Source organism: Pseudomonas sp. 21LCFQ02, from assembly GCF_024129895.2.
Classification (GTDB): domain Bacteria; phylum Pseudomonadota; class Gammaproteobacteria; order Pseudomonadales; family Pseudomonadaceae; genus Aquipseudomonas.
Genome location: NZ_CM178749.1, coordinates 4,553,040 through 4,579,179, shown reverse-complemented (window position 1 = coordinate 4,579,179; position 26,140 = coordinate 4,553,040). Strand labels below are relative to the sequence as shown.

At 62.0% G+C, this 26,140-nt stretch carries 20 protein-coding genes; 4 read left to right on the top strand and 16 right to left on the bottom strand.

What is annotated here, in order from left to right; translation table 11 throughout:
• Nucleotides 1-2: 2 nt before the first annotated feature.
• From hisC to NJC40_RS20795, 7 genes are all read right to left on the bottom strand, one after another.
• Nucleotides 3-1,118: a histidinol-phosphate transaminase gene (gene hisC, locus NJC40_RS20825; RefSeq protein WP_253141342.1), complete on the bottom strand. Its 1,116-nt coding sequence runs from the start codon at nt 1,116-1,118 to the stop codon at nt 3-5.
• Nucleotides 1,108-2,517: an MATE family efflux transporter gene (locus NJC40_RS20820; RefSeq protein ID WP_253141340.1), complete on the bottom strand. Its 1,410-nt coding sequence runs from the start codon at nt 2,515-2,517 to the stop codon at nt 1,108-1,110. The genes hisC and NJC40_RS20820 overlap by 11 nt, the downstream gene beginning before the upstream one ends.
• Nucleotides 2,511-3,533 (bottom strand): hypothetical protein, encoded by a 1,023-nt coding sequence (locus tag NJC40_RS20815; protein WP_253141338.1) that lies wholly within the window; start codon nt 3,531-3,533, stop codon nt 2,511-2,513. The genes NJC40_RS20820 and NJC40_RS20815 overlap by 7 nt, the downstream gene beginning before the upstream one ends.
• Nucleotides 3,523-4,911: an alanine racemase gene (locus tag NJC40_RS20810; protein ID WP_253141336.1), complete on the bottom strand. Its 1,389-nt coding sequence runs from the start codon at nt 4,909-4,911 to the stop codon at nt 3,523-3,525. The genes NJC40_RS20815 and NJC40_RS20810 overlap by 11 nt, the downstream gene beginning before the upstream one ends.
• Before the next feature lie 10 nt (nt 4,912-4,921).
• Entirely contained in the window at nt 4,922-7,084 is a 2,163-nt protein-coding gene (locus NJC40_RS20805; protein WP_253141333.1) for a TonB-dependent receptor, read from the bottom strand.
• Between the two features lie 449 nt (nt 7,085-7,533).
• Nucleotides 7,534-8,235, bottom strand: coding sequence for an MFS transporter (locus NJC40_RS20800; RefSeq protein ID WP_253141331.1), 702 nt, complete (start codon nt 8,233-8,235; stop codon nt 7,534-7,536).
• Nucleotides 8,220-8,726, bottom strand: coding sequence for an MFS transporter (locus NJC40_RS20795; protein WP_253141329.1), 507 nt, complete (start codon nt 8,724-8,726; stop codon nt 8,220-8,222). Before NJC40_RS20795 ends, NJC40_RS20800 begins: the two co-directional genes overlap by 16 nt.
• A 272-nt stretch (nt 8,727-8,998) precedes the next feature.
• Between NJC40_RS20795 and NJC40_RS20790 the strand changes: the two genes are divergently transcribed.
• Nucleotides 8,999-10,702 carry an amidase gene (locus NJC40_RS20790; protein WP_045491444.1) on the top strand — a complete coding sequence of 568 codons (1,704 nt, stop codon included), beginning with the start codon at nt 8,999-9,001 and terminating at the stop codon, nt 10,700-10,702.
• Nucleotides 10,703-10,717: 15 nt separating this feature from the next.
• Here the strand turns inward: NJC40_RS20790 and aldA are convergent, their stop codons facing one another.
• Genes aldA through NJC40_RS20770 form a run of 4 tightly spaced genes read right to left on the bottom strand, consistent with a single transcriptional unit; the run spans nt 10,718 to nt 15,522 of the window.
• Nucleotides 10,718-12,151, bottom strand: coding sequence for an aldehyde dehydrogenase (gene aldA / locus NJC40_RS20785; RefSeq protein ID WP_045491442.1), 1,434 nt, complete (start codon nt 12,149-12,151; stop codon nt 10,718-10,720).
• Between the two features lie 22 nt (nt 12,152-12,173).
• Nucleotides 12,174-12,974 carry an aldolase/citrate lyase family protein gene (locus tag NJC40_RS20780; protein ID WP_045491439.1) on the bottom strand — a complete coding sequence of 267 codons (801 nt, stop codon included), beginning with the start codon at nt 12,972-12,974 and terminating at the stop codon, nt 12,174-12,176.
• Between the two features lie 18 nt (nt 12,975-12,992).
• The gene (rhmD, locus tag NJC40_RS20775) at nt 12,993-14,177 is read right to left on the bottom strand and encodes an L-rhamnonate dehydratase (RefSeq protein WP_045491435.1); all 1,185 of its coding nucleotides are present in this window, start codon (nt 14,175-14,177) and stop codon (nt 12,993-12,995) included.
• Nucleotides 14,178-14,211: 34 nt separating this feature from the next.
• Nucleotides 14,212-15,522 (bottom strand): MFS transporter, encoded by a 1,311-nt coding sequence (locus NJC40_RS20770; protein ID WP_253141326.1) that lies wholly within the window; start codon nt 15,520-15,522, stop codon nt 14,212-14,214.
• Between the two features lie 159 nt (nt 15,523-15,681).
• Between NJC40_RS20770 and NJC40_RS20765 the strand changes: the two genes are divergently transcribed.
• On the top strand, nt 15,682-16,626 hold the full coding sequence (locus NJC40_RS20765) for a LysR family transcriptional regulator (protein ID WP_045491429.1): 945 nt from the start codon (nt 15,682-15,684) through the stop codon (nt 16,624-16,626).
• On the opposite strand, the gene lldD is transcribed toward NJC40_RS20765, so the two are convergent.
• The 3 genes from lldD to NJC40_RS20750 all read right to left on the bottom strand — a co-directional run bounded on the left by lldD (nt 16,609) and on the right by NJC40_RS20750 (nt 19,282).
• The gene (gene lldD / locus NJC40_RS20760; protein ID WP_253141324.1) at nt 16,609-17,745 is read right to left on the bottom strand and encodes an FMN-dependent L-lactate dehydrogenase LldD; all 1,137 of its coding nucleotides are present in this window, start codon (nt 17,743-17,745) and stop codon (nt 16,609-16,611) included. The two genes, NJC40_RS20765 and lldD, sit on opposite strands and share 18 nt — an antisense overlap.
• A 153-nt stretch (nt 17,746-17,898) precedes the next feature.
• Nucleotides 17,899-18,246 carry a hypothetical protein gene (locus NJC40_RS20755; protein ID WP_253141323.1) on the bottom strand — a complete coding sequence of 116 codons (348 nt, stop codon included), beginning with the start codon at nt 18,244-18,246 and terminating at the stop codon, nt 17,899-17,901.
• A 136-nt stretch (nt 18,247-18,382) separates the two neighbouring features.
• Nucleotides 18,383-19,282, bottom strand: coding sequence for a LysR family transcriptional regulator (locus NJC40_RS20750; protein WP_253141321.1), 900 nt, complete (start codon nt 19,280-19,282; stop codon nt 18,383-18,385).
• A 136-nt stretch (nt 19,283-19,418) separates the two neighbouring features.
• On the opposite strand from NJC40_RS20750, the gene salA reads away from it, so the two are divergent.
• Nucleotides 19,419-20,699, top strand: a complete 1,281-nt coding sequence (gene salA / locus NJC40_RS20745; protein ID WP_253141319.1) for a salicylate 1-monooxygenase — start codon at nt 19,419-19,421, stop codon at nt 20,697-20,699.
• A gap of 42 nt (nt 20,700-20,741) precedes the next feature.
• Entirely contained in the window at nt 20,742-22,076 is a 1,335-nt protein-coding gene (locus tag NJC40_RS20740; protein WP_253141318.1) for an MFS transporter, read from the top strand.
• Here NJC40_RS20740 and NJC40_RS20735 read toward each other — a convergent pair.
• Both NJC40_RS20735 and NJC40_RS20730 read right to left on the bottom strand, forming a co-directional pair.
• Nucleotides 22,060-23,175 (bottom strand): HD domain-containing phosphohydrolase, encoded by a 1,116-nt coding sequence (locus NJC40_RS20735; RefSeq protein WP_253141316.1) that lies wholly within the window; start codon nt 23,173-23,175, stop codon nt 22,060-22,062. The two genes, NJC40_RS20740 and NJC40_RS20735, sit on opposite strands and share 17 nt — an antisense overlap.
• A complete protein-coding gene (locus NJC40_RS20730) occupies nt 23,165-26,017 on the bottom strand; it encodes an ATP-binding protein (protein WP_253141314.1) in 2,853 nt (950 codons plus the stop codon). The genes NJC40_RS20735 and NJC40_RS20730 overlap by 11 nt, the downstream gene beginning before the upstream one ends.
• Between the last annotated feature and the right edge of the window lie 123 nt (nt 26,018-26,140).

Below are 26,140 nucleotides of genomic sequence, written 5' to 3'. Positions count from 1 at the left end.
TTTCAGTCTGCTGCCGTCAAGGCATGCAGGAACTGGTCGTTGTCGGCCGGCAGGGCCAGGGACATCCGGATAAACCGCAGAAACTGCGGTTCTCGCCAGGCTTTGACGATCACGCCGCTGCGCAGCAGGCGCTGCACGGTCACGCTGGCAGCCGTGTCAGTCTCGATGAACAGGAAATTGGCCAATGAGGACGCCACCTGATAACCGGCGGTGCGCAGCGCGCTACTGACGCGGTCACGCTCGCCAGTGACCAGCGTTACGCTGCGCTGAAGGTGTTCGCTGTCGTCCAGGGCGGCCAGCGCGGCGGCTTGGGCCAGTTGGTTGACGTTGTAGGGCGTGCGTACCCGATGCAAGGCCTCGACAAGGCTGGCATGCGAGGCCAGGCCGTAGCCGACTCTCAGGCTGGCCAGCCCATGGGCCTTGGAAAATGTGCGCAACACGATCCACGGACGCTGCTGTTGGCGCAGCACCTGCAGGGCATCCGGATAGTCAGGGTCGCTGACGGCGTACTCATAGTAGGCTTCGTCAATCACCAGCAGGCAGTCAGCGGGGCAGGCCTGGACGATGGCGTGCAGTTCATCGCGGTTCAATGCAGTGCCGACCGGGTTGGATGGCTGGCTGATCAGTAACAGCTTGAGTGGCTCTTGCAGCGCCGTACGCCAGCCATCCAGATCGCAACCGAATGCCGGGGCAGGGGCGACCTTGGTCAGCCGCGCGCCCATCATCGCCGGGAAGATTTCATGCAGGCCAAAGCAGGGTGTCTGGGTGACGACCCTGTCACCGGGGTTCAGATACGCCTGGCACAACAGTTCAAGAATATTTTCCGAGCCGTTGCCGAGGATGATGTTTTCCGGGGGCAGATCATGCCGCTCGGCCAGGGCCAGACATAATGCCTTGCCGGCCGGGTCCGGGTAACGGCCCAGACCGTGCGCCAGGCACTGCTCTATCGCCCTTGCTGCCTTGGGTGACATGCCCAGCGGGTTTTCGTTGTTCGACAGCTTGATCACCCGGCTCACACCATACTGGCGCATCACTGCGGCGGGGTCTGCGCCAGGGTCATAGACCGGCAGCCCGGCCACCTGCGGCCTTATCAAGCGTTGCAGCGTTTCACTGTGCATGGCGAGTCTCCATGGCAGTCGGTCGATCCAGGTGTGCCAGGCGCTTGCGAAACGCCACGACCAGCAGCGCGGCGGTTACCGCCAGGCCAATGGTCTGGCCGATCCACACCCCGTAAATGTCCAGCTGTGCGGCAATGCCCAGCAACCAGGCGGCCGGCAAGCCCACCAGCCAATAGCCGAACAGGGAGATCCTGAACGGGCCGGCGGTGTCGCCGACACCGCGCAAAATGCCGTTGCCGACGTTCTGGCTGGCATCGAAGACTTGCAGTACCACGGCGATCAACAGGCCTGAGGCGGCCAGCGCCAGGGTTTTGCTGTTACTGCTTTGCTCGGCACTGATGAACAGCGCGACGATGGCGTCTGGCATCAGTACATAGGGCACCGCCACCAGCAACATCGCCGCCACACCCAGCGCCAGTGCGACAAACCCCAGGCGCCGGGCGCGCTGGTAATCGGCGGCGCCACAGGCTTCGCTGATATGAATGGATGCCGCGTGAGAAATGCCCGCAGAGATCATGAACACGATGTAGATGATCTGGTTGAGCACGGTCTGCGCGGCCAGCGCCTCCACGCCCAGGGTGCCGATCAGCAAGGTCAGGACACTGAAGAAACCGGCCTCCGAGGCATAAGTGCCGGCAATCGGCAGTCCCAGCTTCCAGACCGAAGCGATGGCATCGGCTGAAAAGCGCAGGCCCGAAGCTTTGAACCAGGGTGCCAGGACGCGGTTGTTCAGTACCACCAGCAGAAACATCACAAAAGCCAGCACAAACACCAGCGTGGTGGTCAGGGCCACGCCCTGCATGCCCAGAGCCGGCAAACCGAAATGACCGAACACCAGCGCGTAGTTCAGGCCCACGGTCAGGGCGATCGAGATCAGCGTGATGACCAGCAGCGGCCCCGGGTATTTGAGCCCGGTGGTGAAGTGGCGCAAGGTCTGTAGCCACAGGCACGGCAACAGGCCGGGCGCAGCAAGCAGCAGAAAGTCGACCGCCATGCCGGCCAGCCGGGCATCGACTCCCAGCCAGATCAACGGCCGTTCGAGCAGTAGCAGCAGCGCGCTGAACACCAGGCCGCACAGCGTTGCCCAGAAAAAGCCGGCCACCAGCAGATCGCGTACGCGCTGCTGATTACCCTGAGCCTGTGCCTCGGCGACCAGGTTACTGACGCTGGTGAGCAAACCGGAGCCGGTGGTGCGCAGCTGGTTGAACAGTGCAATGGCCAGGCCACCGGCGGCAATTTCGGCAGTGCCGAGCTGGCCCAGCACCACGATGTCGATCGTGGTCAGCGCCACATAGGCAAAGTTGGTCAGGATCAGCGGCAGGGCCAGCAGCAGCATCGCCCGCGCCTCGACGGACCATGCCTGGTTTGGCGCAGCGTCGCTGTGGGTATGGCTCACCATAGCTTGACCCTCGTTCCGCGGTTGGCCGCCAGCGCCAGGTCAGCGAGATAACGTCCCAACGCCACGTCGGTGACCACCATGCCGCTGTTATAGGCAAACACCACATCATCGCGCTGGCGCCGCGCCAACGCATTGCCCAGCAGGATGTCCGGCAGTTGAGCATCAATCGGAGGAATATGGCCGTTGGCGTCGGCAAGGTCGGTACAGGTCACCTGCATCTGCTCAGTGTCGGTCGCGATGCGGTAATTGGCACCGTGCAACACGTCGGCATCAATGCCATAGCCCAGCAGCACGGCCACCGCGCCAGGCTTGAGCCAGGCCCGCCTGACCTGTTGGCGAGCGGTCAGGCCGCTGGCGCCAATGACGATGTCAGCCTGGCCGGCGGCCTGTTGCAGATCACTGACGATCTCGACCTCGCGCTGCGGGTGCAAACGCAACAGCTCATCACGTACGGCCTGCAGGCCCTCGGGATGCTGCCCGTAAACCATCAAGCGTTCGAGTTGCGGGATGGCGGCCAGCAGCATCGGCAGGGCAATCCGGCCCTGAACCCCGGTGCCCACCACTAACGCGCTGCGCGCCTCGGGGCAGGCCGCGCGGGCCAGCAGCGCCGAGCTTGCAGAGGTTCGTAATGGTCCGAGTTTGACCACGTCCATCAGGGCGATGGGCTGGCCGGTCAGGTCATCGCAGAGAAAGATGAACGAGTGAAAGCGATACGCATCACGAGTACGCTGCGGATCGAATTCATGCACCACCTTGAAGCCTGTTGTTTCGCTGGCGCCGTCGCGGCCAACCATCGAGTAGGCAATCGAGCGTTGATCGGCAGGTTGCACGATGGTCTTGAGCGGGTTGTGCGAGTCGCCGTTGCGCAAGGCAATAAACGCCTGCTCAACGATGCGCAGCACCTGGGCATAACTGACGCCCAGGTCTTCCAGATCAGGTTGGGACAGTATCCGGAGTTCGCCGGGCTGTCCGTTACGTGGCGGTGAGGCATCCATAGCAGTACCTTCAGTGGTCATGGGTCAAATCCGTGTCAAGCCGGTCCAGTTGCCAGCGCAGCTCGTCGTTCGCCAGCCGGATCACGACCTTTTCCGGAATCGCTGCTTCGTGAAACGACGACTCGTTGGAGTCCATCTGATAACCGGCGGTATTCAGGTAAACCAGCCGGTCGCCGACTTTGAGCGGGCGGGTAAAGCCGATGCGCCGCCAGGTCAGCATGTCGCTTTCCAGGCATGTCGCGGCGCCGACACTGGCGTAAAACAGTGGGCTGCCCGTTTCCTCGCCGAGCAGCACCGGGTCAGGCAGAAACTCGCTGTTGAACCACTGTTCGGACAGGCTCAGGCTGCTGCCCTGCACCGTGACGACAGCACCTTCAGGCAAAGGACGGTCTTTTACGCCCTGAACCGTGAACAGGCTGAAACCGGCCTGGTCGAGCAGCGCACGCCCCGGTTCGACGATCAGCCCGAGCCCATGCTCACGCAGCCTGCGCGCCAGGCTCTGGCCATCGTCGAGCCGGTGATCGAGCAGATCGCGCAAGGCGTGCGCCCCGGCGCGGCTCACGCCGTAGGGATAAAAGCCAGAGAAGGTTTTGCCGGCCTGGTAATGCGCCGGTACGTCCTGGGCCAGAAAGCGTTGCCACTGTTCTGGATCGACATACTGCACCGGCAGACCACCGCCGATATTCAAATGGCGGCAGTTCTGCAAGCCAAGTGCTCTGGCGTGCAGGCAGCGGTCGATCAGCGCACTGGCGGCTGCGGCTCGCTCTGCAATGGCGTAACCGCTCAGGTGGAAAGCAAAACCGTGCAGATCAATCACATCGGTGTGAGCCAGGCACAAGGCGAGGGCGGCCTGACATTGCTGTTCATTCAGACCGAAGCGGCTGTGCGGCTGGCTGTCGATGCGCAGGCGCAACAATACCCGCGCAGGCTGACGCCATTGGCTGGCCAGCGCCACAAGGTGGCGCAGCTCGTCCGCTGAATCGATTGCGATCAGGCAGCGCTGTTGCAGCGCGAGGGTCAACAGCCCGGCGGTCTTTTGCGGGCCTGTGACACCGATCTGCTCGCCCTTGATACCGGCGGCCAGCGCTTTGACCAGTTCCTCACGGCTGGCCACATCCACCCCCATACCTTGCTCGGCGCAACTGCGGGCGAAGCAGGCCGCCTTGTTGGCTTTTTTGGCGAACAACAGGCTAGCGTCGATGCCGTAGTCAGCGAACAGCGCTTTGAACTGCCCCAGGTTTTCAGCAAACACCTGGGGCAGCAGTACATGCAGCGGCGAGCCCAGACCACCGCTCAACGCCTGCAAGGCCCGGACATGCCGGGTCAGCAGGGCGTCAGTCAGCGGATGGCGATGGGCCGCAAGTGCCAGCCCGGTGCCGGGTGTCGTGAGAGCGTCCATGCCCGGCACCTCAGAAACTGAAACGGGTCGACAGCACGACTTCACGACCACGACCCACTTCCAGGCCGCCGCTGTAGTACACCCCGGCGTAGTAATACTTGTCGGTCAGGTTTTTCGCCTGCAAACGTAAGGTGGTCGGGGTGTCGCCCAGTTTTGTCTGGTAGCTGATGCCCGCATCCCACAGCGTATAGGCGGGAATGAAGCCGCTGTTCTGGGCATCCACCGGGCGTTCGCCCACGTAGCTCAAGGTGCTGTCAAGCGACAGGCCAGGGACTGCAGCCAGGTTGTAGCGGGCACCCAGCATGCCTTTCCAGCGTGGTGCGCCTTCGCTGCGTTTGCCCAATGTCGCGGCGTCGCTCACCGATTCGAGTTCGGTGTCCAGATAGGCCGCATTGCCCAGCAGGGTCAGTTGTTCGTTGAGGCGAGCGACAGCGTTGACCTCGATACCGCGATGATGAAAACGCCCGTCGCTGACATAGTCATTGGTACTGTTCAGGTAGGAGGCATCGCGCTTGATGTCGAACAATGCGACGCCCAGATTCACCTGTTCATTGAGGTCGGCCTTGAACCCCAGCTCATATTGCTCGGACTCGATGGCGTTGGTCGGCTGGTTGGCGTTGTTGGCGGTGAAGGGCGCGTAGTCGCCTTTTTCCAGACCACGCGAGTAACTCAGGTAGGTCATGACGCTGGCAGTGGGGCGGTAGATCAACGCGCCGGTGGGCACGAATGCGTTTTCGTCCTGAGGGGCTGCGGTAGCCGACAGATTACGCGCGCGGTAGACGATGTAACGGCCACCCAGCAGCACCTGAAACTGTTCATTGAGGGAAATCAGGTCGCTGGCGAACAGCGAGCTTTCTTTGATGCTGGAGTGGAAGTCGGTGTCCAGTTCATCGCCGAAATGCCAGTGCGGCGGTTGCACCGGGTTGCGGATATTACCCACCGAAATGTCGGCAACACTGATGGTGCCGGCGCTCTCGACAAAGTCCCAGAACGGACTCTTGTCGCGAAACTGACGGTGCGAGGCGCCGACGAACAGGTCGTGATCAATAGCTCCGGTTTGCAGCTTGCCGGCCAGGTAAGACTGCAGCGACCAGGTGCTGAACACCTCACCGCGCGACTGGTACAGGTCGGCATAACCGATGTCGCCGTTGGGCTGGATATTGAACAGATCAACGTAACCGCCGTGGCGTTCGACTCTGGAAAAGTTGCCCTGGGTGATGGAAGTCCACTGCTCGTTCAATTGATAGTCGTACTTGGCTTCGAGGTTCCAGGCCTCGGTCTTGTGCCGGTACCAGGAGGGCGACAGCGCATCGCGCCGGTCGACTTTCGGCGGCAGCACATAGCTCGACGGGTCGAGTGGGTCGGCGCGGCCACTTTGATCGGCCCGCAGCAACGGATCGGACATCGCACTTTTCGAGGTCCAGTCGACATTGAGCTGCAACAGCGCACGGTCGCTGAGGCGAAAATCGCTGGCCAGGCCGACGAACTTGCGTTCCAGATCGCCCTGATGGTCGAAATCGCCGATCTTCTCGAAGCCGGCATTGAGCCGATAACCCACCGCGCCATCGGCCAGAGCATCGCTGGTGTCTACCGCGATGTATCGGCCCAGCAGCGAACTGCCTTGCAGGGTGACATCCGTGAACGGCTTGAAGGTCGGACGTTTAGGGATGTAATTGATGGTCCCGCCCGGCGAATTGAAACCATACAGAAACCCGGATGGCCCCTTGAGCACATCCACCCGTTCGATCAGCTCCATGGGCATGTCGTAATGCGGCGCCAGGGCCAGGCCGTCACGGCGGATGGTGTTGAAATTGTCCATCGCAAAACCGCGCAAGCGGAAATTGTCGAAGCCGCCCCCGTAGGAAGAACTCTGAACCGAAGGGTCGAGCGCCAGCACATCGCGTACCGAACGCGGTGAGGTGCGCTTGAGCACACTGGCGTCATAACTCTGAATGGCCAAGGGCAGCTCCAGGGTGTCCTTGGCGCCGAAGGCCCCGGCATTGACCTGGTAGGCATCGTTAAGCGGTCGGGCGGTGACGGACACTGCTTCGAGTTCGGTCACTTGCCCCGGTTTGAAGGTCTCCGCGAATGCAGGCGTGCATCCGCAAGCCGCCAGCACCAGGCTGGCCAGTAAGTCCTTGTTGATTTGCACAGCACTGCCTTGCGCACGCATGACGCTACCTTTTTCGTATCGGAATCATGAAGGGGTGGCTGCACGAACTCCGACAACGAAATGAAACAGCGCCGTCCTGGTGCGAGCAGCCTTGAGGGCTGACTGAAGCAGCGGCAGGTAAGTCGCCGCACGTCAGTCACAAAACGTTATAATATAACAATTAACGATGCAAGTAATTCTCAACCCGGCAGGCGAATGCATGCCGGGGCGATTATCTGGCGGTCATTTGGCGAGTGGCCGCGCTGTAGGGCAGCGCGGCAGGGATGCGGCCGATTATGCGGCGCAGGTCGTTGCAGAAGGATGCCTCTAAAAACGTAGGCGAGGCAGTCAGCGCAAGGCAAAAACAGGCAAGCAAGCGCAGTTTACGAGTGGTAAATGAGCATTGCGCGCTTGTTTTTAACGCAGCGCTGACAACGCAGGTAGTTTTTAGAGGTGCCCAGAAGGGCCTATCAGGCGTGATCAACAGCCTTGGCTTGCCTGATCAGATACACCAGCCACAGGCACAGGCCGAAAGCCAGCAACGCCAGTGCATTGAGCAGATGCAGCATCGCATTGCTGCCAAAGGAGGAAATCACGTAGCCGCAGGCCAGTGGCGCCGCCGCCTGGGCCAGTAGCGCGGGGCGGGCCATGCGCCCGGACACCACCGCGTAATGGGCTGGGTTGACCACCACCATCGGCAGGGTGCTTTTGACCATTGCGCGCAAGCCATTGCCTACGCCATAGCAAAGCAGACCCAGCACCACCAGGTCCGGGGAAAAGTCCACCATTAACAGACCCAGAGCGGTCATGCCGCTGGACAGCAGGGCGGTGAACAGCGGCGCTTGGCGCTTGGCCAACAGATCCACTACCCGGCACAGCACCTGGGCCGGACCAATCATCGCTCCCAGCGCGATCGCCGAGGCCAGGCTGTGGCCGCGATCCTGCAGCACAGTGATCAGCACGATCGAGACGCAGGTCATCAGCGCTGCGGCGATGGCAAACAGCAGGGTCATCGCCCAGTACAGCGAGGGCGCCAGTGATTGATCGTTACCTTGCGCAGCTTTCGTCGCGCTAATCGTCGGGGTGTGGCGCTCCAGTGCATAGCGATACAGCGGAAACAGCGTGCACAGCGAGACTACGCCCAATACCCCGCAGGTCATGCGCCAGCCCATGCTGTGTTCCATATCGCCAGCAGTGGCCAGATAACCGTGGTGCAGAACCCGGAAATCAGCGTGATACCGACAATCACCGGGCGCGCCTTCATGCCGTAAAGTGCCCCCAATGCCGTGAACAGCGCGTCGTACAGTCCGGTGGCCATCGCTGCGCCAAGCACCACCCAGGCCAGCAGGAACACGGGCAGCGAAGGGGCCAGCGCCATCATGACCAGACCCGCCGCAAGAATCAGGCTGTGGGCACTGAGCACCTGCCGGCCGCCGACTTTGGCGATCATCCGCCCGCACCACGGCGACAGCAGCGCTGCGACCAGCAAGCCCAGCGAGGCCGCGCCCAGTACCCATTGATGCGACCAGCCGGTGTCGGCGGCAATCGGCGTGGCCAGCACCCCCAGCAGATAGAACGAGCCGCCCCAGGAGAGGATCTGCAGCAGGCCGAGCAGGATTATTTTCGCGTAGCTGGGCGGCGGTACGGCGGTAACGGTATTCAAACGGGGTCCTTGGGAAAGCAACAGGGTGCGTCGGCGGTGCCGGGAGGGCCACAGCTTAGCGGCTCAAGGCCGGGTGTTACAGCCTGAAATCATTGAGCGGTTGCAGCAAGACAATAAGCCAATGTCTGAGCCTTCGGGCAATCAGTCAGTGCAGCCACGCCTATTGACGCCTGCGCCGCACACACCACACTCTGCCGTGCCCGCCGCCCGTCGAATACGGCTGCTGTATGATGGCGGGCTGCGTCTTGATCCGAATCAGAGTGAACACGTCCATGATCGAAGTCACCGAAGTCTCCATCGCCGAGTTGCGCCAGGCCCTGCAAAGCGGGCAAACCACCGCCGTTGAGCTGGTCCAGGCCTACCTGGCGCGCATCGATGCCTATGACGTCGCAGGCACGGCCACCGCGCTCAATGCCGTGGTGGTGCGTAACCCCGATGCGCTCGAAGAGGCCCGTGCCAGCGATGCCCGGCGTGCCCGTGGCCAGACCCTCGGACCGCTCGATGGTATTCCCTATACCGCCAAAGACAGTTATCTGGTCAAAGGCCTGACCGCCGCGTCGGGCAGCCCGGCATTCAAGGATCTGGTTGCTCAAAAGGATGCATTCACCGTCGAGCGCCTGCGTGCCGGTGGCGCGATCTGCCTGGGCAAGACCAACATGCCGCCGATGGCCAATGGTGGTATGCAACGCGGCGTGTATGGCCGCGCTGAAAGCCCCTATAACGCCGACTACCTGACTGCCCCCTTTGCCTCGGGCTCGTCCAACGGTGCCGGCACCGCCACCGCGGCGAGCTTCGCGGCATTCGGCCTGGCTGAGGAGACCTGGTCCAGCGGTCGTGGCCCTGCGTCCAATAATGGCCTGTGCGCCTATACGCCGTCACGCGGGGTGATTTCGGTACGCGGTAACTGGCCGTTGACGCCGACCATGGATGTGGTGGTGCCCTACGCCCGGACCATGGCCGACTTGCTTGAAGTGCTCGATGTGGTGGTCGCCGACGACCCCGACAACCGTGGCGACTTGTGGCGGCTGCAGCCCTGGGTGCCGATTCCCAAGGCTTCCAGCGTGCGCCCGGCGTCTTATCTTGACCTGCAGGCGGCGCCCGCTGCACTGGCCGGCAAGCGCTTTGGCGTGCCGAAAATGTTCATCAACCAGGACCCGCAGATGGGCAGCAGTGAAGCACCGGGCATTGGCGGGCCAACCGGCCAGCAGATTCATACCCGTGCCAGCGTGATCGAGCTCTGGCAGCAGGCGCGCCGGGCACTTGAGGCGGCCGGGGCCGAGGTGGTCGAGACCGATTTTCCGCTGGTGTCCAATTGCGAAGGCGACCGCCCGGGTGCACCGACGGTGTTCAATCGCGGTCTGGTCAGCAAGGAGTTCCTGCACGATGAGTTGTGGGAGCTGTCAGGCTGGGCGTTCGATGACTTTTTGCGTGCCAATGGCGATCCGCAACTCAACCAACTGGCCGATGTCGACGGCCCGCAGATATTCCCCCATGACCCCGGCACTTTGCCTAACCGTGAGGATGAACTGGCCGCCGGCATGGACGAATACGTGAACATGGCCAAGCGCGGCATCACGCCCTGGGACCGGATCGCCACGCTGCCTGACGGCTTGCGCGGTCTGGAGCAGACGCGGCGTATCGATCTGGAACAATGGATGCAGCACCAGGGCCTGGACGCCGTACTGTTCCCGACCGTGGCCGATGTGGCGCCGGCCGATGCCGACATCAACCCGGCGTCCAACGACATAGCCTGGAGCAACGGCATCTGGGTGGCCAACGGCAACCTCGCCATCCGCCACCTGGGCGTGCCTACCGTCACCGTGCCGATGGGCGTGATGGCCGACATTGGCATGCCGGTGGGCCTGACCTTCGCCGGCCGGGCCTACGATGACAACAACCTGCTGCGCCTGGCGGCGGCCTTCGAAGCCACCGGCAAGCGCCGCCAGATCCCGCCACGCACCCCGCCCCTAGGGTAGAAAACGCCGGAAATCCTACGCCTGCAAGTAAACGACGTGAGTATGGGTGTACTCGTACAACCCATGCTTGCCGTCGGCGCCGCCGATCCCGGATTTGCGCACGCCGGCATGGAAGCCTTGCATCGCCTCGAAGTTCTCGCGGTTGATGTAGGTTTCGCCGAAATCGATCTCACGCATGGCGTACATGGCTTTGTTCAAATCCTGGGTATACAGCGATGAGGTCAGGCCGTATTCGCAGTCATTGGCCAGGGCAATGGCTTCATCCAGGTCGTCGACGATCTGGATCGGCAGCACCGGACCAAAGATTTCCTTGCGCATGATTTCCATGTCCGCGCTGCAACCGGCCAGCACGGTGGGTTGGTAATGGTAACCCTGGCCGAGATCGGCAATGCTCCCGCCGGTAATCAACTGGGCGCCTTGAGACTGCGCCGTGCGGACCTTGGCGGCCACGCTGTCGAGTCCCTGGCGGTTGATCAGCGGCCCCATTTCCACGTCCCTGTCGGCCAGCGGATCGCCGTAGCGAGTGGCGGCCATGGCAGCGCTGATCTGCTCGATGAATCGGTCGGCCACCGGGCGCTCCACGTAAACCCGTTCGGCGCAGTTGCACACCTGGCCGCTGTTGATGATCCGCGAATCGCGAATCGCCTTGACCGCCAGTTCCAGGTTGGCGTCGGCCAGCACAATCGCCGGGGCTTTGCCGCCCAGTTCCAGATTGAGCTTGGTGATATTACCGGCTGCGGCAGCCATGATCCGCGAGCCGGTCTCGACGCTGCCGGTGAAGCTGATCATGTCGACATTGGTATGCGCACTCAGCGCCGCACCGACTTGACCCGCCCCGCAGACCACGTTGAACACGCCTGGCGGCAGGTCGGTTTCAGCCACCAGCCTGGCGAATTCAAAGCAGTTGTTCGGGGTTTCTTCGCTGGGCTTGATCACGATGGTGTTGCCGGTCAACAGCGCCGGGGCCATCTTGCGGGCGATCAGGAAGAACGGGAAGTTCCACGGCAAAATGCCGGCCACCACCCCCAGAGGTTTGCGAAACACAAAAATGTTCTCGCCGGGACGGTCGCTGGTGATGATCTCGCCTTCAATGCGCCGCGCCCATTCGGCCATGTAGTCCAGATAGTCAGCGGTAAAGTTGACCTCCACTTCGGCCAGCGCACTGATCTTGCCTTGCTCCAGGGTAATGGTACGGGCCAGATGCGCCACGTTCTCGCGGATCCGGCTGGCGATCTTGCGCAAGTAGCCGGCGCGTTCATTGGCGGTGCGTCGCGCCCAGCCTTTTTGCGCGGCGCGGGCCGCAGCGAGCGCCGCTTCGACCTGGCCGGCGTCGGCGGCCGGGACCTTGGCCAGCAACGCGCCGGTGGCGGGGTTGAAGACGTCCAGATGCTCGCCGCTGGCGATGAACTGGCCGTTGATGTAGTTCTCATAGACAGGCAGGGAAGTCATGAGCAAATCCTTTGGCGTGAGTTCAATAGGTCTTTGAGGCCGTGTGTGGCTCGGCGCTCTGGCGATAGCGCGCCAGGTTGGCCAGTGCGGCCTGGCGCATCAGGCTGATGTCGATGCCCACGGCAATGAACTGGCAGCCCCAGTCCTGATAGCGTCGGGCGTCTTGTTCAGCCGGGGCCAGGATGCCGCTGAGCTTGCCGGCCGCCCGGGTGGCGTCGATGGCCGAGCGGATTTTTTCCTGCACCTCAGGGTGCGAAGGATTGCCGACATGGCCCAGCCCGGTCGACAGGTCAGCCGGGCCGATGAACACCGCGTCCACCCCGTCGACCGCTGCAATGGCGGCGGCGTTTTCGATGCCGGCGCGCGATTCGACCTGCACGATCAGGCATAACTGCTGGTGCGCGGTATTGATGTAATCCGGCACCGCATCCCAACGGGTGGCGCGGGTCAGGCCGCCACCCACGCCGCGAATACCATGCGGCGGGTAACGGGTAGCCTGCACCAGGGCACGGGCCTGCTCGGCGCTTTCGACCATGGGAATCATCAGGGTCTGCACGCCGATATCAAGCAACTGCTTGATCAGCACCGGGTCATGGCTCACGGCCCGCACCACCGGTGCGCTTGAGTAGGGCGCAACGGCCTGCAACTGGGCGAGGATTGAAGGCACGGTGTTAGGCGCATGTTCGCCGTCGATCAGCATCCAGTCATAACCGAAACCGGCGGTGATTTCGGCGGCATAGCCGCTGGCAAACCCGGCCCAGATGCCGTACTGCGGAGCGCCGCTGGCCAAAGCGGCCTTGAAGCGGTTGATAGGCATGTTCATGAAGGGTTCCTCGCAGAGTCAGTGCTGATAGGGCCGGTGCAACTGGCACTCGGGGTTCAGTTCGACGCCAAACCCCGGCTTGTCCAGTCTCGACAGGCGCATGCGGCCGTTCTCCGGCACCGGTTCACCGAGCAGTTGCGGGTGGAACATCGGCACCACCTGGTCAGCCTTGGGCGCCATCATCAGAAACTCGGCGAACGGGCTGTTGGTGCGGGTGGCGACAAAGTGGTAGCTGTACACGGAGGAGCCGTGGGGCACGACCATCGCGTTATGCGCATCGGCCAGCGCAGAGATCTTGATCAGCTCGGTGATGCCGCCACACCAGCCGACATCGGGCTGGATGATGTCGCAGCAGCCCATCTCCAGCAGCATCCGAAAACCCCAGCGGGTCGCTTCGTGTTCGCCGGTGGTTACCAGCATGCCGGTGGGGACGTTCTTGCGTAGCGCGGCGTAACCCCAGTAGTCATCCGGCGACAGCGCCTCTTCGATCCACTTCAGGCCGAACTCCTGAGCACCGTGGGCCAGCCGCGTGGCGTAGTTGAGGTCCAGGCTCATCCAGCAATCGAGCATCAGCCAGAAGTCCTTGCCGACCCGCTCGCGCATCACCGCCAGCTCTTCGAGGTTTTTGCGCAGGCCCTGTTCGCCCTCGGCCGGGCCGTGATGCAACGGCAGTTTGCCGCCGATAAAACCCATCTGCTGCGCCAGGTCCGGGCGCGCGCCGGTGGCGTAGAACTGCAGTTCGTCACGCACCGCGCCCCCCAGCAACTGGTGGACCGGCTCCTGACGGACCTTGCCAAGCAAGTCCCACAGCGCCAGGTCAATTCCGGAAATGGTATTGATCACCAGGCCTTTACGGCCGTAGTACTGCGACGACAGATACATCTGGTCCCAGATGCGCTCGATATCGGTAACCCTGGCACCCTCGACGAAGCGCGCCAGATGTTTTTCGACGATATAGGCCGCAGGTTCGCCGCCGGTGGTCACCGCAAAGCCGACATTGCCGTCGCTGTCCTCGACCTCGACCACCAGCGTGCCCAGCACGTTGATGCCGAAGCTGCGCCGGCTCTGGCGATACTCGGGGTACTTGCTCATGGGCGTGGCGATATGATCGTCGATCCAGTGCCCGTCGCCCTGGTCGTGATAGTCGGCGCCGCCGCCGCGCAGCACATAGGCGCGCACGTGTTTGATGACAGGAATGGCCATGGATAATGCCTCTTGGTCAGTACAAAAAGAGTCGTTATTGAAAAAAACAGTGTTGAAAGCTCGCTTGCTTGTGCGGCTGCGCACTGCCAGGTGAGCGAATGCCCAGGATCAGCGCTGCAGCGATCAGGGTGGTCACCGAGAGCACGTAAAGGCCGGCCGCCGGTGACTGGAACAGGGTCTCGGCCTGGTTTTTGATGATCGGTGCGATAAAACCGCCCAGCGCGCCGAACGAGTTGATCAGGGCGATGGCGCCGGCTGCGGCGGAGCCGGCCAGGAAGCTGCCAGGAAAGGTCCAGAACACCGGCTGCACGGCAATGAACCCCGACGCTGCAAAACACAGGGCCAAGATGCCCAGTACCGGGCTGGAGACGCTGACCGAGGCGGCAATGCCCAGACCGGAAATCACCAGCGTCAGGGCCGCCACTGAGCGGCGCTGGCCGCTGCGGTCGGCAATACCGGGTACTTTCCAGGCCGCGAGCAGGGCGCACAGCCACGGGATCGCGCTGACGATGCCGACCATCAGCCCGACTTTAGTGCCCAGCAGCCCGGCCACCTGGCTGGGCAGGTAGAACACCACGCCGTAGACGCTGGCCTGGATCAGCAGGTAGATCAGGCACAGGTACAGGACTGCCGGCTGGCAAAGGATTTTGAGCAGGCTGCCGTGGCGTTGTTTATCGCGATCCTCGGCATCGAGCACATTCTGCAGTTGGGTGCGCTCCTCAGCCGTCAGCCACTTGGCATCGGCAGGGCGGTTATCCAGGTAAAAGTAGGCCCAGATGCCCACGGCACTGGCCAGCAGACCTTCTACCGCGAACAGCCACTGCCAGCCACGGCCGCCGAGTACACCATCGAGTTCCAGTAACAAGCCCGACAGCGGGCTGCCGAAAATGAACGCCAGCGGCGCGCCAAAGTAGAAGAACCCCATGGCCTTGCCGCGCACCGCACTGGGGAACCAGTAGGTGAGGTACAGAATTACCCCGGGAAAGAACCCGGCCTCGGCCACCCCCAGCAGAAAACGCAGCACATAGAAAGTCATTTCATCGTGGGCAAACATCATGGCCGCTGACACCAGCCCCCAAGTGACCATGATCCGGCACATCCACAGCCGGGCACCGACCCGGTGCATGATCAGGTTGCTGGGCACTTCCAGTAGCGCGTAGCCGACGAAGAACACCCCGGCACCGAAGGCAAAGGCCGCGTCACTGATACCGGTATCGGCTTGGAACGTCTGCTTGGCAAAGCCCACGTTGGCGCGGTCGAGAAACGCCATGATGTACATCAACAGCAGAAATGGCAGCAGGCGCCAAGAGACCTTGGCCACCACAGAGGCAGGGAGAGTGTTCACGTCAGTTTCCTTTTTGGAGTTATCGAACTGAGCAACAACCGGGTGTTTTGTTGTGGCACTGACTCTACTGCGCCCTTATGATGCCTGACTAATCGAAATTAGCTGTTGGCTGATACTTTAAGGGTATCGGTCTAAAGGGCAGCTTCAGAAGGTCATGCGATGAACGAACACCACCTGTTTGGCCGCCTGCGCTACAAGCATCTGCAGATGCTGGTGATGCTGGGCGCCAGCCGCAACCTGCACCGCGCCTCGGTCAGCATGAACATGTCGCAGCCTGCTGCCAGCCGCATGCTGCAGGAAATTGAAGACCTGTTTGGCTGCGAACTGTTCGAGCGTCTGCCACGCGGCATGCAACCTACGGCGTTGGGCCGCGAGCTGCTGCGCTTTGCCGAGGCAGCGTTGAGCGGCCTTGAGCGCTGCGCTGCGGACCTGACGGCTCGGCAACAGGGCGGTTACGGCTATTTGTCGATTGGCACCATCATGGGCGCCGCGCCGGACCTGGTGATGCAGGCGGTGGCGCAGATCAAGGCGCTCAACCCACAGTTGCGGCTGCGGATCATGGGCGATACCAGTGATCAGGTCGTGCAATTGCTGGAGCAGGGCCGGGTGGATATCGCCGTGACCCGGCGCAATATTGACAATGATCGCGAGCAATACCAATTCGAGGCGCTGGGTAACGAAGAACTGATTGCCGTGGTGCACAGCGGCCACCCGTTGGCCGACCGCGAAACCCTGCAATGGGACGAACTGGTCAGGGACTGGCCGTGGATCCTCCAGCCGCAATCAAGCCCTGCGCGTATCGCCTTCGATCAGGCGTTGCTGCGCCAGCAACTGCCGATGCCGGCAGACATCATCGAGTGCAGCTCGGTGTACTCCATGCAGCAACTGGTGCAGTTGACCGACGCGGTCATGGTGCTGTCCGAATCAGCGATGCGCGACTACCTGAAAATGGGCCTGGTCAAGGCCCTGCCGCTGACCATCGACGCGCAGATGGCGCCGTTCGGCCTGCTGCGCCGCAAGGGCGAGCCGGTCAGTCGCGAGTTGCAGTTGTTCATCGACTTGCTGCGTGAACGCCGTGAGCCGGTCTCAGGCGCAAACCAGTGATTCACGGCCGATCTCGCTGATCGAGCGGGCACCGGTCAGTACCATGGCCACCCGCATTTCCTTCTCGATCAGCTCCAGCAGGTGCGTCACGCCCTGGCCACCGGCGGCAGCCAGGGCATAGATAAACGCGCGACCGAGCATCACGCTGTCAGCGCCCAGGGCAATCATGCGCACCACATCCAGACCATTGCGGATGCCCGAGTCAGCGAGGATCGCCAACTGGCCTTTGACCGCATCGGCGATCGCTGGCAGGGCCCGCGCGGTCGATAAGACGCCATCAAGCTGCCGACCGCCATGGTTGGAGACCACAATGCCGTCGGCACCAAAGCTCACCGCGTCGCGGGCATCCTCGGCATCCAGAATGCCCTTGATGATCATCGGCCCTTGCCAGAATTCGCGGATCCACTCCAGGTCTTTCCAGCAAATCGACGGGTCGAAATTGGCGCCCAGCCAACCGATATAGTCGGCCAGCCCGGTCGGGTGACCACGGTAAGCCGAGATATTGCCCAGGTCGTGCGGCTTGCCATTGAGCCCGACATCCCAGGCCCAGGCCGGGTGGGTAAAGGCTTGCAGCATGCGCCTGAACGCAGCGTTCGGGCCGCTCATGCCGGAATGTGCATCCCGGTAGCGGGCGCCAGGCACCGGCATGTCCACGGTGAACACCAGGGTGGTGACGCCCGCCGCTTTGGCGCGCTCCAGGGCGTTTTTCATGAAACCGCGGTCTTTGAGCACATACAACTGGAACCACATGGGGCGGTTGATCGCCGGAGCGACTTCTTCAATCGGGCAGACTGAAACTGTCGAGAGGGTAAAGGGAATGCCCTTGGCATCCGCCGCCTGCGCGGCCTGGACTTCACCCCGGCGCGCATACATGCCGGTCAGCCCGACCGGGGCCAGCACCACCGGCAGGGCCAGTTGTTCACCGAGCAGCGAGGTTTTCAGGCTCAAATCCGACATGTTGCGCAATACCCGCTGGCGCAGGGCGATGTCGGCCAGGTCACTGACGTTACGCCGCAGCGTATGCTCGGCGTAGGCACCACCATCAATGTAATGGAACAGAAAGGGCGGCAGGCGGCGCTGGGCTACAGCGCGATAATCGGTGCAGGCCGAAATGATCATCTGAGGGCATTCTCTGGGGTCATGAACTGCTTCACTTGGCCCAGTCTAGCGACAACGACCCATGCAAGACCAATCCGGCTTTTTGAGGCGCCGATACCTTTTGGTTATGCCACAGCCCGGCAATCACCGCAGGCGAATGCCGGGCCGCAAGGCTCAGGGTTTTGCCGGGGCCTGATCGCGAGCTTCCTGGCCACGGTCTTGTTCACGGAGGGTTTTCTGCCGCGCATCACGGTCTTTGCTTTCCTGCTCATGAATGTCCGGGCTGATCTGGGTCGGTGGCCGTACGCTGCTGCCTGAAGCGTCCATGCCGTTGCCCATCGCGGGGTCGGTGGGCATCGGACTGCCTGGCGGCAAGGCGCTGCCCGCGGGTGCGGTTTCAGTGTGAGGAATTGACGATGACTGACCATCGCCTGGGGTTACAGTTGATGCAGCAAGGGCCGGCACGCTCAGCATGCAGGCCAGCCCGGCAATCGCGAACAGGTTGCTCAGTGAAGTTTTCATGAGACACCTCTTGTTATCAAAAACAGGGTTAGCAAGATCAAGGGGTGACCGAAAGCGCGCAGCGCTCAATCTTCGCCCATTACAGGTACGGCACGTGAACGCCGGGAGAAGTTTGTCGGGCGCGACGAACGGTTGCTCAATCGCTGAACAACTCGAACATCAAATCCCGAAACCACTGGTTGGCCGGCTCTTTGTGAAAGCGTGCATGCCAGAACAGGTTGATGGTGATTTCCGGCAGCGGCACCGGCAATGGCAGCGCAACCAGGCCGAACGGTTGCAGGCAGGTCGAGGCAAAGCGCTCCGGTACGGTGGCGACCAGGTCACTGCGCTGGAGGATATGCCCGACGGCCACAAAGTGCGGCACTTCCAGGCGGATATCACGCTGCAGGCCGGCGCGGCGCAGATACTGTTCGACTTCACCGTGGCCGGTGCTGGCGGCGGCCACGTGGACGTGACTCTGCCGGGCAAACGCTTGCGCGGTCATCGCTTGCCCGGCCAGCGGGTGGCCGTGACGGCACAGCACCACATAGCGATGCACAAACAGCCTTCGCTGGTAAAAGCCGCTCTGCAGGTTGGGTTGCAGACCCACAGCCAGATCGATCGCGCCGCTGGCCAGTGCTTCGGACAGCTGAGCGTCGCTGCGCACGGTCGTCACCGACAGCCCCGGCGCACGTTGCAGCAGGGTGTCGATCAACTGGGGCATGAAGTAGATCTCACCAATATCGGTCATCGCCAGGGTAAAGCGTCGCCGGCTGCTGGCCGGGTCGAACGCCGCAGGTCGTTGCAGCGCCTGGTGGAGCAGGGCGATGGCCTGGGCCACGGGTTGTGCCAGCTGTTCGGCGTAGGGCGTGGGTTGCATGCTGCGTCCGCTGCGCACGAACAGCTCGTCGTTCAAGGTGCTGCGCAAGCGTTTCAGAGCGTTACTCATTGCCGGCTGGGTCAGCCCGAGATTGTCGGCGGCACTGGACACCTGACGGTCGATGAGTAGCTGGTGCAGCACCAGCAGCAGGTTCAGATCAAGGTCGCGCAGGTTCATGGGGGCTCCGTCGCCGTGGATGAAGCGCTATTCACAGTGGTGATAGATCCTATGCGATCTGCGTTATTTATCAATACAACCGTGCGCCGCAAGATACAGACATTCCAATAACAACCAGCCCGATGGGGTGTCTTACATGCAGAGCAAATCTCCCTTGCGTATCGCAATCGTCGGCGGCGGTATCGCCGGCGTCGCCCTGGCCCTGGACCTGTGCCGCCATGCTCATCTTCAGGTGCAACTGTTCGAATCCGCTGCTGCTTTCGGTGAGGTGGGCGCGGGCGTGTCGTTTGGCGCCAATGCAGTACGGGCCATTGCCGGCCTGGGGCTTGGCGAACCTTATCGGCAGATCGCCGACCAGACCCCGGCACCCTGGCAGGATGTCTGGTTCGAATGGCGCCGGGGAGTCGACGCCGGCTACCTGAGCGCCAGCGTCGCGCCGGGTGTGGGCCAGTCTTCGGTGCATCGTGCAGACTTTCTCGATGCCTTGGCCAGCCGCCTGCCAGACGGTATTGCCTGTTTCGGCAAGCGCGCCGTGCAGGTCACCCAGCAGGCTGAGCGGCTGCAGATCCGCTTCAGTGACGGCACTGAGCATGAATGCGATCTGCTGATCGGTGCCGACGGCATCAAGTCATCAATCCGTGATCACGTGCTCCAAGGGTTGGGCCAGCCGCCGGCTGCACCGCAGTTCAGCGGCACCTGTGCCTATCGCGGGCTGATCGATAGCGAAATCCTGCGCGGCGCCTACCGTGAGCGCGGTCTGGACGAGCATCTGATCGACGTGCCGCAGATGTATCTGGGCCTGGACGCCCATATCCTGACCTTCCCGGTCAAGCACGGCCGGTTGATCAATGTCGTGGCGTTCACGACCGACCGCAGCCGGCCCGATCCGCAATGGCCGGCCGACCAGCCTTGGGTGCGTCAGGCCAGTCAGGCCGAAATGCTCGACGCTTTCAGTGGCTGGAGCGAGGCGGCGCAGGTGCTGCTCGAATGCATCCCGACGCCGAGCCTGTGGGCCTTGCACGATCTGGCGGAGTTACCCGGTTACGTGCATGGCCGCGTGGCGCTGATCGGCGATGCCGCCCACGCGATGTTGCCGCACCAAGGCGCTGGCGCCGGCCAGGGGCTTGAAGATGCCTGGCTGTTGGCCAGGCTACTGGGCGACCCGCAACTGCTGGATGCTGAGGTGCCGCTTATGCTGGCCGCCTACGATGCAGTGCGTCGGCCCCGAGCCTGCCAGGTCCAGCGCACCTCGCGCCAGGCCGGCGAACTCTACGAGTTGCGTGATCCGGCAACGGCCGCCGATCAAGCACGCCTGGGCCAGACCCTGGCCCAGCGTTTCGACTGGCTGTGGAATCACGACCTTGCGGCCGATCTGCAGCAGGCCAAAAGTCGCCTGGGCTGGCTGCAACCAGCCTGAGCTGCCTTGAACGACAATAACGACAATAAAAAGAGTCATGCCATGCATAAGACTAACGTTACCGCCCTGCTGGACGGGGCCCGTTTCAATGCCTTTCATGCCCGCGTGCTGCTGTGGTGCGCGCTGATCATCATCTTCGACGGCTACGACCTGGTGATCTACGGCGTGGTGCTGCCCTCGCTGATGGCCGAGTGGAGGCTCAGTGCCCTGCAGGCCGGCGCGCTGGGCAGTTGCGCACTGGTGGGGATGATGATTGGCGCGCTGTTTTTCGGGTCGATTTCCGATCGCATCGGGCGGCGCAAGACCATTGCCTTCTGTGTGACGCTGTTCAGCGGTGTCACAGCGCTCAACGGCTTGGCCAGCAGCCCGGAAATGTTCGGCCTGTGCCGCTTCATTGCCGGATTGGGCATCGGCGGAGTGATGCCCAACGTGGTGGCGCTGATGAACGAATACTCGCCGCAGCGCTCGCGCAGCACCCTGGTGGCGGTGATGTTCAGCGGCTATTCACTGGGCGGCATGCTCTCGGCGGGCCTGGGTATTGTGCTGATTCCACAATGGGGCTGGCAGTCGGTGTTCTATGTCGCGGCGATTCCTTTGCTGCTGTTGCCGCTGCTGATTCGCCAATTGCCCGAGTCGATGGACTACCTGCTGCGCAGCGGCCAGACCGCACGGGCGCAGCGCATCCTCGCCCAGGCCGCGCCCGGTTATCGTCCGGCTGCCGACGAGCAACTGCAGCAGGGTGGTGCGGCGCGGGCCAGCGTGTCGATTGCCGAGCTGTTTCGCGAAGGCCGTACGCTCAGCACCTTGATGCTGTGGCTGGCGTTTTTTTGCTGCCTGCTGATGGTCTATGCCTTGAGTTCCTGGCTGCCGAAACTGATGAACAGTGCCGGTTACGGCCTGGATTCGAGCCTGAGCTTCTTGCTGGTGCTCAACGCCGGAGCGATTATCGGCGCTATTGGCGGCGGTTGGCTGGGGGACCGGGTGGGCCTGGGCAAGGTGCTGTTCGGCTTCTTCATCTGTGGCGCGTTGGCCTTGAGCCTGTTGGCTTTCAAGGCGCCGCTGGCGGTGTTGTACCTGCTGGTGGCAATGGCTGGTGCCTGCACCATCGGCACCCAGATCCTGGCCAACGCCTGCGCGGTGCAGTATTACCCGGCCCAAGTGCGCTCCACGGGCCTCGGCTGGGCGATGGGCATCGGCCGGACCGGGGCGATTATCGGCCCGCTGTTGGGCGGGGCGCTGCATGCTTCGGGGTTACCCTTGCAGGCCAGCTTCCTGGCGTTCGCGTTGCCGGGCCTGGTTGGCGCTCTGGCGGTGCTGGTGTTTTTGTGGCGAGGCTCGCGAGCTGCTCAGCTTGTGGCGCTCAGCCCAAAACCTTAGGGTGCAATAAGGCTGAATCCATCAGCGATGGGCGTCGATCGGCTTTCGGTAGACCATGTTCGATGATGGCCTCGATCTCGTCGATAAAGCCTTCGAAGACCTTGACCACGTTCGGGTCGAAGTGTCGGCCGCTTTGTTCGCGGACATGCCCCAGTGCGCGTTGGCGATCCCATGCCTGCTTGTATGGGCGCCTTTGGCGCAGCGCATCGTAGACATCGCACAGGGCCACGATACGTGCTGCCAAGGGAATGGCTTCGGCAGCAAGGCCGTTGGGGTAGCCGCTGCCATCCCACTTTTCATGGTGCGCCAGGGCAATTTGTGCCGCCATGTCAGTCAGTTCGTTGTTGGCCGGGTCTTGCAGGATGGCGTGGCCAATGTGTGCATGGGCTTGCATGCGGGTACGCTCTTCAGGGGTCAGGGCGCCAGGTTTGAGCAGGATTTCGTCGGGGATGCCGATTTTGCCGACATCATGCATAGGTGCTGCCTGGCGGATCAGGTCGCACCACTCTGGTGGCATCCCCATACCATGAGCCAGCATGCCGGCAAATGTACCGATGCGGTAGATATGCTCGCCGGTGTCATCGTCGCGATAAGACGCGGCGCGACCCAGCGCGCGAATCAGCGCTGTGTAGCTTTCAGCCAGTTGCTCGGTGCGTTCCCGGACCCTGGCTTCGAGTTGGCTGTTGACCTGCTTCAACTGCTCGGTGGCTTGTTTGAGAAGCAGGCAGTTCTGGACCCGCAGCATCACCTCGGCCAAGTCAATGGGCTTGCAGATGTAATCATTGGCCCCCAGTTCCAGCCCTTGGCGGCGGCTCTGCGGGTCATTCAGGGCAGTGACGATGATCACTGGCTGTTCGATTCTGTTGCGCTGCCCCAATGCCTGGAGAATGTCATAACCATTGGGCGCAGGCATGTCCAGGTCCAGCAGCAGAATGTCCCAAGGGTTGTGTTCAAGCCAGTGCAGGCCAGCCTGCGGGTCGGTAAAGGTGACAATCTGCTTGATACCGAATGCCTTGAGAGTCGAGCCGAGCAAACGGACATTGGCCGCAACGTCATCGATGATGACGATCGGCGCTTTTAGCTGAAGGTTACGGAACACGTTGGATATCCTCGCACAGGAAAACGGCAGCCAGTTCTCTGAGTTCGTCTGGATCGACAGGCTTGCTCAACAGGCCTTGGCAGTTGAGGTTCAACAGGTAACGCGGAATCTCTTGGGAACTCATCACGATCACGGGTGGACAGCGCGCTTCATAGAGCTCCTGCAGGCTGACCAGCAGTGCCTGAATAGCTGAGCCGATGCAGTCCAGATCAATAAGCAGCAGTTGCACCGGTGCCTGACTCATTTGTTCAAGCACCAGACGGTCCTCGTCCACTATGCGCACACTGGCGATGTTCTTGAATGCCTGCCTGATCAGCGCGCGCTCGGCGTTGTCCTGTTGCAGGCACAGCACGCTGGCCTGGCGATTGCTGGCAGCAGCAGTTGGCTCGCTTTGCGCGCAAGGCAGTTCAATCCAGAACAGGCTGCCGCTACCCAAGGTACTGGTGACTCCGATTTCGCCGTTCATCCGTTGCGCCAGTTCCTTGCACAGCGCAAGTCCGATGCCGGTGCCGGGGATCGCGGTATTTTCCTGGCCCAGGCGCTGAAAGGGCTCGAACAGCCGTGTACGGGCCTGGCTGTCGATGCCGAGCCCGCTGTCCTCGACATAGATGCGAGCACGGCCGTGCTCATGGCGGCAACTCACGGTGACCGCGCCGCCAGGCCGGTTGTATTTGATGGCATTCGATAGCAGGTTGAGTATCACCTGACGCAGCCGCCGTGCATCGGCAATGATCCCGGGGCCGACCTGAATTTCTCCCAGACTTAACGTCAGCTCTGCCTCTTGAGCATCGCGGCTGACCATGTCAACGCATTCGCGTAGCAGTTGCGTGGTATCGATAGGTGCCAGTTGCAAGCGCGCCTGCTCGGCCTGCACGCTCGACCAGCTCAGCAGATCGTTGACCAATTGGCACAGGTGATTGCTGGCGCGGATGATTTCATCGACCGGCCCGGCGCTACCTGGGTTGTTGTAGCTGAGCAACTGGGCGAAGCCATGAATGGCATTGAGCGGTGTCTTGAGCTCATGGGTCATGCTGGAAATGAAGCGTGACTTGGCCAGGCTGGCGGTCTCAGCCTCCAGCGTCTTGAGCCGCAGGTCGGTTTCGACGTTCTTCAGACCGTTGATGTCCATGCAGGTGCCGGCCAGCAACAGTGGCTTGCCGTTGTCTGGATCACGTGCCAACACTCGCCCGCGGCACTGCAGCCATACGGTTTTGCCGTGATGATCGACAAGGCGCAACTCGCATCCGTTGTGATATCGGCCCTTTTCCAGGTCCTTGATAAAACGGATCAAGGCCTCGCTGTCGGCTGGCTGCAGGCGATCATGCAGCAGCCGGTGGTCGCTGATTTTTTCCGGCAGGTTAAAGCGATGACACAGGCTGCCGCGCAGGTTCAGTTCGCGCTTTGCAACATCGAACTCCCACAGCCCTTCAGTGGAACTTTCCATTACCACCGTTAGACGTTGCTGGGCCACCTGACGTGAGTCTTGTGCTTCATTGAGCTGCTCACCCATCGAGCTGGCGCTTCGCGCCATACTGGCCAGTTCGTCGATGTCGGTCTGCGGCCTGTCGGGTTGCCAGTGCCCCTGGCCGATCTGCGCCATCATCTGCGAAACCCCGGCCAGGGGGTGAACCAGGGCCTGGCTGAGGTGCTTGACCCGCCACCAGATGAACAGGAAAAAACCCAGATAAAAGATCACCAGACCGCCAATGAGCCAATAACCCACTTGGCGATAATGGGTGGCCAAGGTATCGGTGGTGGCCGTAATCGCAGCTTCATCTACCACTGCCAGCAAATGCCAGCCTGTGTTGGCCACCGTATCCCAGGCCACCAGATGCGCACGCCCCTCGAAGCGGGTGGTCAGCACGCCACGTGGTTGGCTTTCGATAGCGTTGGCCAGGGCGTCATGGGCGTCGTTATAACGCAGGTTGAAGGTCTGCGGCTTGAGCATCTCGTTGGACACGGCCTGGGTGTAGGCATGCGCGGTCAACTCAATGAGTTTGAAATCATGCTCACCGGCCTCAGGCATGACCATGATGGTCAGGTCCGGGGCCACAAGCATCAGGTAGCCATCCCAAGGCACCTTGAGTTCGCCGATCTGCTTGAGGATGCCGCTGACCGTGATGTCCAGACCGACCACACCCTCGAGAAAATCGCCGCTATACACCGGGGCGATGGCCGACATCATCCAGCCGTTACCGGCCGGGTCCAGATAAACCTCGGTCCAGCGGCTACTGCGCTGCGGGTTATTGCTGGCATCGGCCAGGTAATAGAAGTTGTACTCCGGGATATTCATGTTGTGGGGGTACTGTTGCAGGATATCGAAGCCCGGATAGATTCTGTTGTAGCTGTCCCAACTGTTGAAGTAAACGCTGGCGATCAGCGGGTTGCGGTCTTTGAGTTGCTTGATCAATGGGTCCAGTGTCGCCAGGCGTGTGACCTTGCCAAGGTCTTGGCTGGCCAGCGGGGTATGGCTGGAATAGAACGATGCCACCTGATCATCAGCACCGTTGTCATAGCGCACACCGTCTGCCGAGGTGGCGAGGATTGCAGGGGCGTGCTGCTCGCCCTGCAGGGCGTGTTCGGTCAGCCGGGCAAACAGGTTGGCGTCGTTGCCCAGCTGGCTGAGTTCGGTATTGATAATGTGGGTATTTTGCCCGACTGATTCGGTCAGGTCGCTAACGGCGGTTTCATGCAGGTAGTCGATCTGCGTGTTGCGGATCGACTGGTTGGTAAACAGATAGATGCCGATCAATACCAGCTCCACGGCGATCAATGGGATCAGGGCAGTACTGGCCAATGCCTTCCACATCCAATGCCGCAGGCTGATAGTCTTGTCGTTCATGGCCGACCTCGTCAGGCGACGAATTGAGGCTGAAGGTGTGGGGGGGCAGAAGTGCTGACAATAGGCGATGTCACTTTGGCATCAATCTACACATATTAGTAGGGTTTTACGAAGTATGGCAGG

Coding starts and splice junctions, on each gene's coding strand:
- NJC40_RS20810 (WP_253141336.1), bottom strand. CDS start 4,911: ATGGACGCTCTCACGACACCCGGCACCGGGCTGGCACTTGCGGCCCAT.
- aldA (WP_045491442.1), bottom strand. CDS start 12,151: ATGACTTCCCTGCCTGTCTATGAGAACTACATCAACGGCCAGTTCATC.
- NJC40_RS20750 (WP_253141321.1), bottom strand. CDS start 19,282: ATGAACCTGCGCGACCTTGATCTGAACCTGCTGCTGGTGCTGCACCAG.
- NJC40_RS20800 (WP_253141331.1), bottom strand. CDS start 8,235: ATGGGCTGGCGCATGACCTGCGGGGTATTGGGCGTAGTCTCGCTGTGC.
- NJC40_RS20765 (WP_045491429.1), top strand. CDS start 15,682: ATGAACGAACACCACCTGTTTGGCCGCCTGCGCTACAAGCATCTGCAG.
- NJC40_RS20780 (WP_045491439.1), bottom strand. CDS start 12,974: ATGAACATGCCTATCAACCGCTTCAAGGCCGCTTTGGCCAGCGGCGCT.
- hisC (WP_253141342.1), bottom strand. CDS start 1,118: ATGCACAGTGAAACGCTGCAACGCTTGATAAGGCCGCAGGTGGCCGGG.
- lldD (WP_253141324.1), bottom strand. CDS start 17,745: ATGATCATTTCGGCCTGCACCGATTATCGCGCTGTAGCCCAGCGCCGC.
- rhmD (WP_045491435.1), bottom strand. CDS start 14,177: ATGGCCATTCCTGTCATCAAACACGTGCGCGCCTATGTGCTGCGCGGC.
- NJC40_RS20740 (WP_253141318.1), top strand. CDS start 20,742: ATGCATAAGACTAACGTTACCGCCCTGCTGGACGGGGCCCGTTTCAAT.
- NJC40_RS20805 (WP_253141333.1), bottom strand. CDS start 7,084: ATGCGTGCGCAAGGCAGTGCTGTGCAAATCAACAAGGACTTACTGGCC.
- NJC40_RS20755 (WP_253141323.1), bottom strand. CDS start 18,246: ATGAAAACTTCACTGAGCAACCTGTTCGCGATTGCCGGGCTGGCCTGC.
- NJC40_RS20820 (WP_253141340.1), bottom strand. CDS start 2,517: ATGGTGAGCCATACCCACAGCGACGCTGCGCCAAACCAGGCATGGTCC.
- NJC40_RS20815 (WP_253141338.1), bottom strand. CDS start 3,533: ATGACCACTGAAGGTACTGCTATGGATGCCTCACCGCCACGTAACGGA.
- NJC40_RS20730 (WP_253141314.1), bottom strand. CDS start 26,017: ATGAACGACAAGACTATCAGCCTGCGGCATTGGATGTGGAAGGCATTG.
- salA (WP_253141319.1), top strand. CDS start 19,419: ATGCAGAGCAAATCTCCCTTGCGTATCGCAATCGTCGGCGGCGGTATC.
- NJC40_RS20790 (WP_045491444.1), top strand. CDS start 8,999: ATGATCGAAGTCACCGAAGTCTCCATCGCCGAGTTGCGCCAGGCCCTG.